The following is a 12,836-nucleotide window of genomic DNA, read 5'->3' as shown; positions in this document are numbered from 1 at the left end:
GGTTGCGATTACTCCTTCTTATTGTGTTTGGCCGCAAGGACCAGTTCGTTATAGCCGTCCAGACAATCCGGATGGATCAACAGATGCTGGTGCATCAGGTATTCCATCGTATTGGCATAGGCGGCAATCATGGCCTCATCAAGATCCTTCATCGTAAGGCGCCGCATTTCGTCCACGGTAGGAAAGTCACGATGCGGTTCCGTAAGGTCTGCCAGATAAATGATTTTTTCAAGGGCCGTCATATGGGCTTTGCCCGTTGTATGATAACGCATAGCAGACAGGACTTCCTCATCGGTAACGCCATAGTCCCTCTTTGCGACAAGGGGCCCCAAGATGGCATGGATAAGGATGGGCTGCGCCTTTTCGATATCCGTGAGCGGGACGCCCAGCTTTTTTGATACCTCCACAAAATCCTTGGTCGAATACTTGCGGGCACAGTCGTGGAGCAGGCCGGCAAGGGCGGCTTTATCTTCGTCGACCCCGTAATGACGGGCAAGCGCAACGGCAGTTTCACTGACGGCCACGCTATGCTCAAAGCGCTTTGGCTGAAGGCTTTGGCGAAGCTGTTCTTTCATTTGGGAAAAATCCATGATTGGTTAGCTCCTTACTTGAATTGAAATCGGCTCGCAAGTCGCGCCGATGAAATCTGGGCTAAGGCCGCCGGAGGCGGCAGGCTAAGGGAATGCAGGCATTCCTGGCTAAGGATCTGCTTTTGCAGCTTGGTGAAGGCTGCCTGCGGCAGCTGGCGAAAAGACCAGAAGGGCGGCGCCTTATGATCGGGTTCACATTTCTTGTCGAAACGAAGGCGATGTGAGGTCGATTCAAAGACAAAAGTGCAGGAGGCCGGCCCCAAACCCGGGCCTCCTCATCCACCACCAAAAGGGCTCGCTCTCTGCTGTTTCACATGAGAAGACCGGCCTTTCCGGCAGAGGATACTCCAACTGCTCCTATTGTCGCTGCCCTATGAGTAAGCTTTCTGCACGAATTTTTCAGCATAAGGGGTAACAAAAAATTCGGCGACTCACTTAACCGCCCTGTCACGATCTCTCGCTTCGCTTTTTCCAAGGCACAGGGAAGTTCGCGAATCGATCGGCGATGCGTTTACCGCCCTGACGGGGCAGATCGATGCTGCGCATCGAGCGCTGAGGCAAAAGACCCTAAGATGTGGAACCAGACTTTTCGCTCCCTCATTTTTCTTAAGGATGAGATGAGCAGCAATCATCTGATCACTCCCGTTCTTTTATCTTCGGGTTTTACCTTAGAAACGGCGAACCCTGTTCCGCCTTACCAAGGCGGGGAACCAAAAGCCACTTGATGCTGCGTTGCAATAGACAAGTCCTTTTGGTAGTGGATAAGGCGCGCAGCGATGTCTCATCTTGAGCGGAAGCAAAGCAGATTTGCCCGGGTTCCGAGGCTGCTTTGATGCAATCGCAGAAGGCAAAAAAACATGTTTGAGGGCAAATATAATTCAGCGCCCTGTCCGAAGGACACAATGAGTCACCGGCTTCTGGCGCCTTTCATTTCCGCACGAGGCTACCCGATTTTTGGGCTGACCCTTTCACCCAACAAAAAAGAGAGCCCCCCTACCGACGGTAGAGGTCTCTCTGTCTCATGTAGTCCACTACAGTCCGAGGAACAAGTCCATCAATGGATTCACCGCGGGAAAGGCGCTGCCGGATCATGGTGGAAGAAATATCCGGGGCTTTGGCGTCAATCCACACGAGGCGGGTGAGTCCTTTTTGGGCCAGTCGTTTTGTCACATCTTCATGACGCTCCCTGTACCCAACCCGTCCAATGGCAAGGAAGGTGCAGTAGCGCATCGTTTCTTCGATGCGGCACCACGTATCAAGGGCTTCGGCTGAATCCCCGCCAATGATGAAGTACAGGTCATAAAAGCGATGCCACCGACGATGGAGGATCCGCATGGTATCGACTGTATAGGAAGGGCCCTTGCGGACCAGCTCCATATCGGACACCAAAAAACGCGGCTCGTCCATCGTCGCAAGAAGGGTCATGGCCATGCGGTCCCCGGCCGGCGCCCATCCGGCCGCTTTATGGGGCGGCAAATAGTCGGGAATGAAAAGGACCCGATCAAGGGCCATGGCATCCATAGCGGCGCGGGCAATCGCAAGATGACCATTATGGATGGGGTCAAAGGTCCCGCCCATGATGCCTAAACGCTGTCGGCGCATATGGAAATCCTCCTTCAGAATGGTTCTTACATTATATCAGGTACGATGCCAAAGCTCAATCAAATTGTCATGCGGAAAAGGTGATTTTTATGTGGCATAATGCCGATTTTACAAGAAAAGGAAAGAGGCCTTCTACGAAACAAAATGAAAAAAGCATAGCCTGTTGCCTTCCATCGTCAGCAGCGGATTTTTCGAGCGTCGTGCTTTCTTTCACGAAAAACCTCCCTCCCATCCGATTGAGTTTCATCCCATGAGCATAACAAAAGCGCAACGCAAATAAAATGAAATTTTTTTCATTACATTTGCGTTTTATTTTCAAAGTAGTAACATATTTTTCGTTGCAAACAGATTCCATAAGGAAATCGTTTTTCAGATATTTGATGAATAAACGCCGTGAAAGAAGTCTCCTTCCTTCACGGCGTTTTCTTTATTTCGGCAGCTGGCGCTGTCTTTTTTTGTAGTAGACAATGGTGAGCCCTGCCGTTTTGGCGATCTTTTGGGCCACATCAAAGTGCATGCCCACGGCTTTTGCCGCATGGGCGTCGCTGCCCAAGGTCACGTACTTGCCGCCCAGTTCGGCATAGCGCGTATAAAGTTCCGTCAGGGACTCCACCGCACCGGGCACGGCAAGGCGACGCGTATTGATTTCAATGCTCTTATCGAGGCGAATGAGGTGCTTCATGACTTCGTCCCACAGATCGGCATGCTCGCTGTAATGGAGGTTCTTGTCTTCATAGGGCCAGTAGCGGCAGATATAGTCGATGTGACCATAGGTGTCAAAGTTCGGGTCCTGTTCGAGGCATTTGAGGGAATCCTCAAGATAGTACCCCACAGCCTGATCCTTGGCAACGCCGTCGTAAGTCGTCCGTTCATACATATCAAGGCCGCGATAACAGTGCATGGAGCCAACGATTTCGTCAAAGGGATGGCTTTTTGCAACCATCCGGTCCTCCTCGATGGTATGGGGCTGGAGCCCCATTTCAATGCCAAGGAGCACGGTATCGCTCCGATAGGGTGCGTTTTTTTTGAAATAATCGTTGATGTCAAAAAGAAAGCTTTCCGGGTTCGTCGGATAGTCCCGGTCCCAGTGTTCCGTCAGGATCATGCCAAGACCAGCGGCTTTGGCCGCTTCCATGGCATCCTTGATGGTCATTTCGGCATCGCAGGAATAATCGGCATGCATATGGGTATCAAACAGCATGGCCCTCACCCCTTTTTTACACGTTGAAGCGGAATTCGACGACGTCGCCGTCCTGCATGATGTAGTCCTTGCCTTCCAGTCTCACAAGGCCCTTTTCACGGGCAGCCTGTTTGCTGCCACAGGCAACGAGGTCATCGTAGGAAACAATTTCAGCACGGATGAAGCCTTTTTCAAAGTCCGAATGGATCTTGCCAGCTGCCTGAGGTGCCGTAAATCCTTTGACGATGGTCCAGGCACGAGATTCCATTTCCCCTGCCGTGAGGAAGGTCTGGAGACCTAGGAGGGAGAACCCAGCTTTGATGAGGCGATCAAGACCCGCTTCGGTGAGGCCTTCCATTTCAAGGTACTCCTTGGCTTCGTCTGCCGGCAGGGAAGCAATGTCCTCTTCGACCTTGGCAGAAATGGTGATGACCTGGGCCCCTTCTTTTTCGGCATATTCCGTTAGCGCCTTCACATGGGGGTTTCCGGACGCGTCGGCGGCCTCTTCTTCGGAAACGTTAGCTACGTACAGAATTGGTTTCAAGGTGAGGAGATCGAGTTCACGGATCATCTCCTTTTCATCCTTTGTCATTTCCACCTGACGGGCCGGCTTGGCATCGCCGAGGGCCTCGACGAGACGGGTCAGAAGGGCATTTTTCGCAGGCGCCGTCTTGTCACCGCTCTTTAAGAGCTTCTGGACCTTGAGCTGCTGCTTTTCCACCGATTCGAGGTCAGCCAGGCACAGTTCCGTATTGATGATTTCAATATCGCGGATAGGGTCAATGGAGCCTTCGACGTGGGTGATGTTGCCGTCTTCAAAGCAGCGCACCACTTCGGCAATGGCGTCGGTCTGGCGGATATGGCTGAGGAATTTGTTGCCCAAGCCTTCACCTTTGGAGGCGCCCTTCACAAGGCCTGCAATATCGACAAACTTCATGCCCGCCGGAACAATGCGTTTGGAATGGTATAGGTCGCTCAGGACCTGGAGCCGTGGATCTGGGACATCGACGATACCGACGTTGGGCTCTATGGTGCAGAATGGATAGTTGGCCGCTTCCGCCCCAGCTTTCGTAATGGCGTTGAAGAGGGTGCTCTTGCCTACATTCGGCAGGCCGACAATACCCATTTCGAGGTTGGTTGAACTCATGGATGATCTCTCCTTGTCTAGTTAAGTTGACATATCATTATATCACAGCAAGGGGATTTTTTCAGCAGGGGCGAAGAGAATCGGGGAGTCGAAAGAAAGGGTCCGAGGCCCTTTTCTTTTCAATTCCATTTCTTTACAAGTTTGCCTGCCACCACACCTACCGTTCCAGCTGCTGATAGCTTGTACAGTAAGCCAAGCCTCCATTGATTTCATAGGGAGCGCGCCGATTCCACAAGCTGTCCCTTTTAAATGCTGATGCCTACGCGCTTACAGCCCCAATCCATGCACCAGCATCGCCCACGCCAGGGTATAATAGGTCACGACACCCACAAGGTCCGTAACGGTCGTAATGAGCGGGCCCGAGGCCACGGCCGGATCGATATGGATCTTTTTGAAGCCCATCGGGACCACGGTCCCTACAAGACTCGAAATAAACATGGCAAGGACCAGGGAAAGGCCGATGCAGGACGATATGCCAAAGGCCGTAAGGGCATCGTAGGATTTTACCGCATAGATATAAAAACCAATGCCCAAAACGGCAATGCATCCCAGGATCAGTCCATTGAAGAAACCGGCGCCCCCTTCCTTTCGGATGAGCCGCCATTTATCGCCTGGTTTCAGTTCTTCATCCATAAGGACACGGATGGTTACGGCAAGCGACTGGGTCCCAACGTTTCCCGACATATCAAGGATCATGGACTGAAAGGCCATGATAAGGGTCAACTTTGCCACGACGTTTTCGTATAGACTGACGACGCTTGAAACGACAAGACCCAAGCCAAGAAGCAGAATAAGCCAGGGCAGCCGTTTCTTGATGGACGTTTTGAGCGGTTCGTCCAGGTCTTCTTCAGCGGAGAGGCCGCCCAGTTTAGCATAGTCTTCGCCCATTTCATCATCAAGGAGCTGCGCTACGTCATTTGCGGTTACAACGCCAAGGATCCGATGGTCCGGCGATAGGACAGGAATGGAAGCTTCACTGTATTCTTCAATCAGCTGCAGGCAGTCGCTGATCTTTTCGCTGGCATAAACGTAAGGGTATCCTCGCACGATGATTTCGTTAAGGGGAGTATCCCGTCTTGCAATGATGAGATCCTTGAGGGAAAAGGCCCCGGCAAATTGAGCACGGTCATTGAGGGCATAGATGACCGCAATTTCATCATGGTCAGCCGCTTCCCGCACAACTGTGCGCATGACGGAAGGAACATCAAGACCTTCCTCGACGGCAACAAAGTTCGTTGTCATCCGGGAAGCAATCGTATCTTCATCATAGGCGGCCAGGCGCGTCAGTTTTTGCCGTGTCGCCTCATCCAAATGCGCCACCCATGCTTCTTTTTGGGCACTTTGGGTTTCCTTCAGGAAATCGACGGCTTCGTCAGGCTCCATCTGGGTGAGGATGGCAGCTGCCCTTTCAGCTGGCAGAACCTCAAAAAGGGATTCCTTGTCATCGACATATTCCATCAAATCGGCAAGATAGGGAGCCGGCAAAAGACTTGCCAGGCGCTTCCATTCGGGCGAACTTAAAAGAGGGAGCACATCGGCTATATCGTGATCGTGGTAACTGTCAAGGGCGCGTTCCAAAAAGTAGGGATCCCTTTCCGTACGGATGAGCTTCAGGATATCCTGCACGCGATGCTGGTTCTTATTCTTTTTCATGATGTGACCTCCTTTTTGCCATAATGAAAAAGATGGGGTCTGTACAGTCCCATCCACAGGCTTATCATAGCGCAAAATCGGTAGATTTGCAATGTAAGGATGAATAAAAGAGCAAGAAGTTCACAGTTTATTTTTAAAATAGGGGAAAATAAGGTAAAATAAGTGGATTTGAAGAATAATAAGCTATTTTTAGAATCCAATCGATCTAGGAAACAAAAAGAAGCGTACCCGATTTTGGTCCATCCAGATTACGCAAAATCAGGTACGCTCGCTCCCAGTTTTATTCAACAAGCCTTGGATTCCTTACTTTCCCGACGCTTTTCCAAGGCAAGGGATCACTTTTTACTTTTAATCGGCGCAGCTTTTGTGACAAGCCTAAATCTAAACCGTGCCCCACCCCGCATGAGACCCAGCAGGAACCGTTCCTCCTCGCTCACCCGTCCCATGACGTTGACGCTGGGATCAGCAGGAAGGTCCGTAAGGGTAATCTCAACTTCACCAGCATAACGGCCGGCAAGACGGTTATCGAGGGTCACTGTACCCTGCGGCAGATATTTCAAGGTAAAGGGCGGGATATCCATTTCTTTAAAGAGAGCACGGCTATTTTGGGCGCGCAGGACCTCTTCGGCCTCATCGGGCCGCAGCGTAAAGATACAGGCAGCAAGTTTTTCATGAAGGGCCGTGATTTTTTCCGTCAACAGCGTAAGGGTAAGGACGTCATCCAATTGGGCTAGGGCGTCCAGTTCGTCTTCCGTTGCTCCGTCGTCCCCAATATAAAAGGCGTCAGTTCCAAGGAGCCTCAGATGCTGCAGGGCCAGGAAAAAATCCAGGGTCCGATGTATTTCAAGCGTGGGGAGTCCCTTAAAAAGCGGACCGCGGCAGGCGCCAAAGCTCCGCACAAAGGCGCCGACTTTGATGCCATAATGGTGACAGAGGGCATTTTGCCGCAGGAAAAAGGCTTCTGATAGGCCCGTATGGGGCCGGGGATAAAAGTTATGGAGCGCTTCGACGCATCCTACGTCAACACCGGCTTTCTCAAGGGAAAGAAGAAATCCTTCCGTCACGGTCGACGCGTTAAGGACGAGGGTCTTTTGCGGATAGCGCGTCTGCAGCTCTTTTATGCGCTCCGGCGTAAAGCCGTCATCAAGGCGCAGATGGGTCAAGGCCTCCGGAATGGGACGACCTGGCACAAGGTCGCCGACGACGTTCAGGTCATAGCACCGAGCCGCTTCAAAAAGGGCGTCGATATCCTTTTGAAAGGCCGCCTCATTGGTCTCAGGGATATGAAAGGATAAAAAGAGGCGGGTCATGCCTTTTTGGGCCGCCTGTTCCACCCGTCCAACGAGTTCCTCCCGCGTCATGCCAAGACCGGGATAAAGGGAAATGCCTTTTTCCATCATGCGCCTCCTTTCGCGTCCTGCGGGTCATCAAAACCCAGGATCCACGCGGCAGCAAACCCGCCTACATAAGCGACAAGAAGGCCTGCGAGGTACATCAAGGGATGGGTCGTACTGGGCAGAAGGGGGAGACCTGAAATACCCATGGAAAGGGCCCCTACATGAAAGGCCGCTTCCACAGCGCCGCCCAAGGCTCCGCCAATGCAGGCCCCGATAAAGGGCCGGCCCAAAGGAAGGGTCACACCGTAAATAAGAGGCTCGCCGACGCCCATGACGCCGACAAAAAGGGACGACGCCACAATCTTTTTAAGACGTGGGTTCCTTGTTTTCACATAGACTGCAAGAGCAGCCCCCACCTGCCCGGCGCCCGCCATGGCAAGGATGGGAAGAAGGATCGTATAGCCAAATTGGCTGATGAGCTCGGCGTGGATGGGTGTGAGGCCCTGATGGACGCCCATCATGACAAGGGGCAGAAAGAAGCCGCCCAAAAGAAAGCCCGTCACGGCGCCGCCCCGCTCCACCGCTTCCGTGGCGCCCCGGCCAATGGTTTCTGCTAAAAAGCCGCCCACTGGCTGCAGAACGTAGAGCGCCAAAAGAGACATAACAAGGATGACAAGGGTAGGCGTCACAAAAAGGTCAAAGGCAGGCGGCACGATTTTCCTCAGTTGCTTTTCCCCGTAGGCCGCAAGGAGGGTAACGAGGAGGACGGCAAAGACGCCGCCCCGGCCTGGCGTCAAGGGCATGCCGTAAAGGGTGAGGTCGGCAAGGCCGGGATGGGAAATGAGGGCTCCCAAGATGCCGCCAATAACGGGCGAACCGCCAAAGACCTTGGCCGCGTTCCAACCGACGAGGATATTCATGGACTGGAAGATGGCGCTTCCCGCTAGAAGCAGAATGCGCAGGGGCGCCAGGGCAAGAAGAGCGGGGTCGTAGAATTTCACGATGCCCAAAAGGCCCGTCAAAAAACCGCAGCCCACAAAGCCCGGAATAAGGGGCATGAAGATGGACGCCACTTTGCGCAGAAAGGCTTTTGCCGGCGTGGCGTTTTTTTGCCGAATGGCTTCATGGAGGGCTTTGCCGTCCCCCACCTCCCCTTGGACGCCAAAAAGGCCGGCTGGCTCTTTGGGCATCTCCTTGGAGTCATTCGGCGTGGGTGCTTCATTTCCGTCAAGAAGGGCCGCAAAGGCATCAGCCACGCGGATCACCTTTCCCGGACCTAGGACAATCTGCAGCTCGTCACCGTTTTGGTTGACGCCGAGGACGCCAGGAATGGCCTTTAGCTCAGCAAGGTCCGCGTCCTTTACGAGGTGCAGGCGCAGACGCGTCATGCAGTGCGTCACTGTTTCAATGTTGTCCTTGGGGCCCACGATGGCGTAGATCTTTTGGGCAATCTCTTTTTCACGAGTCATGGCTGGCCTCCCATCGCTCTACAGCAAGGCGTGCACGGCCGTCTGACTCCCTAAGGGCCTTTTCCGCCGCGGCCCGGTCCATGCCGGTCACGGTCATGACGATGCGCGTCGCCCGTTCCTTTAGTTTCTCATTGGTCGCCTTTACGTCAATCATGAGGTTGCCCCGCACTTTGCCAAGACGGATCATGGTGCCCGTCGAGAGCATGTTGAGGATCATCTTCGTTACGGTCCCGGCCTTCATGCGCGTCGACCCCGTCACGACTTCCGGACCGGGAAGGCAGATGAGCATAAGATCTGCAGTGCAAGCGATATCAGGTTCCTTGGAGCAGGCAAGACCAATGACAAAAGCGCCGCGGCGCCGGGCTTCTTCCATGCCGCCAAGGACGTAGGGCGTGCGGCCTGACGCGGTAATCCCGACCAAGACGTCCTTTGCCGAAAGATCATGGGAAATAATATCGTCTGCCCCTTTATCCAGAGAGTCTTCCGCCCCTTCACGGGCCCGAAAAATGGCTTCCTTGCCGCCGGCAATGAGCCCTTGGACAAGGTCCGGATCTGTACTGTAGGTGGGGGGACATTCCACGGCGTCGAGAATGCCGAGCCGTCCTGACGTCCCACTTCCCATATAAAAGAGCCGGCCGCCTGTTTTGAGCCGGGCCGCAATCACATCAACAGCCCGGGCAATATCCGGCAGGATGGCCTTAACGGCAAGGGCCGTCTTTTGGTCTTCATCATTCATGACACGCATCATGGACAGCGTATCGAGTTTGTCAATCCGGCTGGAAGCAGGATTACGGGCTTCAGTCGAAAGTTTTTCTAAATTCAGCATAAGTTCCAACCTCTTTCAGGGGTATAATTAAGAGGAAATCAATAAGCCATTGGGCAGATTGCAAAGGAGTATTGCTATGCAAGCCATCATCAACAGCAAACTTATTTTACCACACACCGTCCTTACAGGACAGACGCTCCTTTTTGGAACCCATATCTACGATATTCTCCCGGCAGGCAGCCCCTTACCGGAGGGTACGGAAAGCATCGACGCCAAGGGGGCCTATCTCTCGCCTGGCTTCATCAATATGCATATCCATGGCTGCGGCGGGGCCGATACAATGGATGGGACCCGGACCTCCATGGAAATCCTCTGCCGGAAACTTCCAAAATGCGGCGTTACGGCATTTTTACCGACGACAATGACAAGGGTATGGCCCATCGTTCAAAAGGCGCTCAGAAACGTTCGTAAGGCTATGGAAGTCCCCTGCCCCGGCAGCCGTGTCCTGGGGGCCTATTTGGAAGGGCCCTTCATTTCCGGCAGTTACCGGGGATCGCAAAAAGCCGAGGAAATCCAAGCGGCCAATATGGAGCGGATCCGCCCTTACTGCGACGTCATCAAAGTCCTTGTCATCGCCCCGGAAACACTGTCTTCCATGGCGTTTATCCATTCATGCTGCAAAAAGGGCATCATCGTTTCCCTTGGTCATTCCGGTGCAACCTATGAAGAAGCCAGCCGGGCCATCAAGGCAGGGGCCAGCCACATCACCCATACCTTCAACGCCATGAGTCCCCTTCATCACCGTAAACCCGGCATGGTCGGCGCGGCCCTGACGCTTCCGGTGACAACGGAGATCATCTCGGATGGGCTGCACATCCACGATGCGGTCCTGCGCCTGTTGGTAAAAGTCAAGGGGCCGGACCAGATTGTCATTGTGACCGATTCCATGCGGGCTGCCATGGAAGGCGACGGCATCAGTGAACTCGGCGGGCAGACAGTCTATGTCCGCGGCGGAAGGGCGCTTCTCGCGGACGGGACCATTGCGGCAAGCGTCGACACCATGGAACACAGTCTCCATCATTTCCTGAAGGCTACGGGCCTACCCCTCGCCGATGTCATCCGCATGGCAACGGTCAATCCCGCCAAGGAGCTGGGCGTCTATGAGACAATGGGCTCCCTTGAAAAAGGCAAACTGGCTGACATGACCATCTTTGACGAGAAGTTTGACGTGAAGATGACCTTTGTGGGTGGGGAAAGGGTGTATCAGAAAAAAGGATGAGACCGCTAGGTTTCCAACTTTTTGACTAGGCGCCAAACCGCGCCGAGTCTCTACCACGATATGCCTCCATTGCTTGATTCCTTTTTTATGGATGCAATGGAGAGATGTAGTGCTGGAGAATCGGAGCGATTTTTGCTCCAAAGTATAAGAGGGGAGTGAAATCGGAAAGCCGAAGAACATGTGTAAGGGCGGATGAATTCGGTCCCCACCCTTTGAAGAAGGGACGGTTTGGGACCGCGCCTCATCATTGCCTTCGTATGCCATGAAAGGCCAAACGCACGGTTCCCCTCACGATTGATATTTCCTTCCGAAAACAGGCCGCCCGTCCTCTTTAGAGGCAGGCGGCCCGTTTTATTTTTCTTTGCCTTGATCAAATTTTTTGCTGTACAAAAGTGGGCGTGATTTCAAGTACGCGGGTCAGGAAATCATATTTTTCCTTCATGCGGTCATAGTCAGGTCCTTCCGATAGGAAGCGGGCCGTGCCTTCAAGATAGAATCCCGTTCCCTGATAGTCTTTGTACCCTTTGACTTCCTTGGAGCCAAGAGACATCTTGATTTTCCCTACTCGATTGACATTTCTTTCCGTGACACGGAACCCATAAGCAGGGATCAGGATCCGTTCATCTTCCGTAATGACCAGATAGGAATTCCAGGTATTGGCAAAATGGGGTTCTTCTGTATCTCCCCAGGAAATGACCGTTACGACTCCTTCATGGTTTAGTACGTCGAAAAATTTTTTAGGCAGCATGATTGCGTCCTCCTTTTTATTATGGATAGATTAACTCCGTGATTAAAGTATATCATCTCTATAAACATTGAGTCAATTATATTTTCCTAAAATATTACAGATATATTATATCTGTAATATTGACGAAATCCCCTCTTGTGACGTACCATATGAAAAGGACCCCGGTTAGGGGCTAGCGAAAAGAAACACCCCTTTGGGAGGGAGGACAACTCACTATGTCAATTTCTGTCGGCGTTGAATATGCGCTCCACTGTTTGATCTATTTAGCCATTCCCACGACGTCCCGGTCCATCGGCATCAAGGAGATGGCTGCATTCCAAGGCATTTCAGAGACGTATCTGTCAAAGATCTTCATGAAGCTTAGGAAAAAAGGACTTGTATCTGCGGTTCCCGGTGTCAAGGGAGGCTATCGCCTTTCCAGGGAAGCTGATGAGATTACGTTTTGGGATGTCGTGGAGGCCATCGAGGGGCCCCATTATCGGTTTCAATGTGCCGAAATCAGGCAGCATATGGCCATTGTGGATCCGCACGAATTGCCGCCTTCCTTTTCGGAATGTCCCTGCCTGATCAGTGAGGTCATGAAAGGGGCCGAAGACCAATATCGCACCTATCTCAAGGGAAGGACGATTGGCTGGTTATATCGGATGGTCAAGGACAAACTGGACGGACCTTACTGGAAGGCCATCGAATCCTGGGCTGCCCGCTAAGAACCGGTTGCTGTCCTGTTAAAAGGTAAAAAACGGTTCTATAATTTATTTTGGGGCGCTAAAGTGACCGTCCAGATGCGTGTCCTCTCAGCGCCTACTTTTTTTTCAATAAAAAAATAGGCATATGCACTCAAATCCTCTACAATTAAAGTGATCAAACAATAAAGAAAGTGAGTTGAATACATATGCCTTCTCTAGATTATATCGAAAAATTAACAGGAATTAAAGAGGAATGGATTCAAAATTTAAAGGAAACGGAATCAGCCTTGGTTTTAGCGGTTCAGCTGCCGCCTCAAGAACACATCTGCCCTCATTGTAAGGCCACTACAAGACGCATAAAGGGCTACTATACGCGCCT

Annotated in this window: 12 protein-coding genes and 1 pseudogene; 4 read left to right on the top strand and 9 right to left on the bottom strand. The window is 52.4% G+C overall.

The features are described from left to right. Positions 1 to 8 precede the first annotated feature (8 nt). On the bottom strand, positions 9 to 590 hold the full coding sequence (yqeK, locus tag H503_RS0108800; RefSeq protein WP_009015350.1) for a bis(5'-nucleosyl)-tetraphosphatase (symmetrical) YqeK: 582 nt from the start codon (positions 588 to 590) through the stop codon (positions 9 to 11). A 92-nt stretch (positions 591 to 682) separates the two neighbouring features. Between yqeK and H503_RS12860 the strand changes: the two genes are divergently transcribed. Beyond that, complete coding sequence (locus tag H503_RS12860) at positions 683 to 814, top strand: hypothetical protein (protein ID WP_255345175.1); 132 nt, start codon at positions 683 to 685, stop codon at positions 812 to 814. Between the two features lie 769 nt (positions 815 to 1,583). Here the strand turns inward: H503_RS12860 and nadD are convergent. The 7 genes from nadD to murQ form a co-directional block, all read right to left on the bottom strand. Beyond that, a complete protein-coding gene (gene nadD, locus H503_RS0108790; RefSeq protein ID WP_009015351.1) occupies positions 1,584 to 2,192 on the bottom strand; it encodes a nicotinate-nucleotide adenylyltransferase in 609 nt (202 codons plus the stop codon). A 427-nt stretch (positions 2,193 to 2,619) separates the two neighbouring features. Beyond that, positions 2,620 to 3,393: a histidinol-phosphatase HisJ family protein gene (locus H503_RS0108780; RefSeq protein ID WP_009015352.1), complete on the bottom strand. Its 774-nt coding sequence runs from the start codon at positions 3,391 to 3,393 to the stop codon at positions 2,620 to 2,622. A 16-nt stretch (positions 3,394 to 3,409) separates the two neighbouring features. Beyond that, positions 3,410 to 4,519, bottom strand: coding sequence for a redox-regulated ATPase YchF (gene ychF, locus H503_RS0108775; RefSeq protein WP_009015353.1), 1,110 nt, complete (start codon positions 4,517 to 4,519; stop codon positions 3,410 to 3,412). 267 nt (positions 4,520 to 4,786) lie between these two features. After that, positions 4,787 to 6,172: a magnesium transporter gene (mgtE, locus tag H503_RS0108770; protein ID WP_009015354.1), complete on the bottom strand. Its 1,386-nt coding sequence runs from the start codon at positions 6,170 to 6,172 to the stop codon at positions 4,787 to 4,789. Positions 6,173 to 6,507: 335 nt separating this feature from the next. Beyond that, positions 6,508 to 7,572, bottom strand: coding sequence for a MupG family TIM beta-alpha barrel fold protein (locus tag H503_RS0108765; protein ID WP_009015355.1), 1,065 nt, complete (start codon positions 7,570 to 7,572; stop codon positions 6,508 to 6,510). After that, complete coding sequence (locus H503_RS0108760; protein ID WP_009015356.1) at positions 7,569 to 8,978, bottom strand: PTS transporter subunit EIIC; 1,410 nt, start codon at positions 8,976 to 8,978, stop codon at positions 7,569 to 7,571. The genes H503_RS0108765 and H503_RS0108760 overlap by 4 nt, the downstream gene beginning before the upstream one ends. Continuing rightward, positions 8,968 to 9,804, bottom strand: a complete 837-nt coding sequence (gene murQ / locus H503_RS0108755; protein ID WP_009015357.1) for an N-acetylmuramic acid 6-phosphate etherase — start codon at positions 9,802 to 9,804, stop codon at positions 8,968 to 8,970. The genes H503_RS0108760 and murQ overlap by 11 nt, the downstream gene beginning before the upstream one ends. 76 nt (positions 9,805 to 9,880) lie before the next feature. On the opposite strand from murQ, the gene nagA reads away from it, so the two are divergent. Then, positions 9,881 to 11,023: an N-acetylglucosamine-6-phosphate deacetylase gene (gene nagA, locus H503_RS0108750; protein ID WP_009015358.1), complete on the top strand. Its 1,143-nt coding sequence runs from the start codon at positions 9,881 to 9,883 to the stop codon at positions 11,021 to 11,023. 370 nt (positions 11,024 to 11,393) lie between these two features. Here nagA and H503_RS0108745 read toward each other — a convergent pair whose 3' ends face one another. Further along, a complete protein-coding gene (locus tag H503_RS0108745) occupies positions 11,394 to 11,771 on the bottom strand; it encodes a pyridoxamine 5'-phosphate oxidase family protein (protein WP_009015359.1) in 378 nt (125 codons plus the stop codon). Positions 11,772 to 11,986: 215 nt separating this feature from the next. Between H503_RS0108745 and H503_RS0108740 the strand changes: the two genes are divergently transcribed. Continuing rightward, positions 11,987 to 12,478, top strand: a complete 492-nt coding sequence (locus H503_RS0108740; protein ID WP_009015360.1) for an RrF2 family transcriptional regulator — start codon at positions 11,987 to 11,989, stop codon at positions 12,476 to 12,478. A 185-nt stretch (positions 12,479 to 12,663) separates the two neighbouring features. Further along, a pseudogene (locus H503_RS12985) lies at positions 12,664 to 12,836 on the top strand (ISL3 family transposase); the annotation flags it as partial.

This window comes from Acidaminococcus intestini DSM 21505, from assembly GCF_000425045.1.
Taxonomy (GTDB): domain Bacteria; phylum Bacillota; class Negativicutes; order Acidaminococcales; family Acidaminococcaceae; genus Acidaminococcus; species Acidaminococcus intestini.
This window is presented reverse-complemented; position numbering and strand designations above follow the sequence as displayed.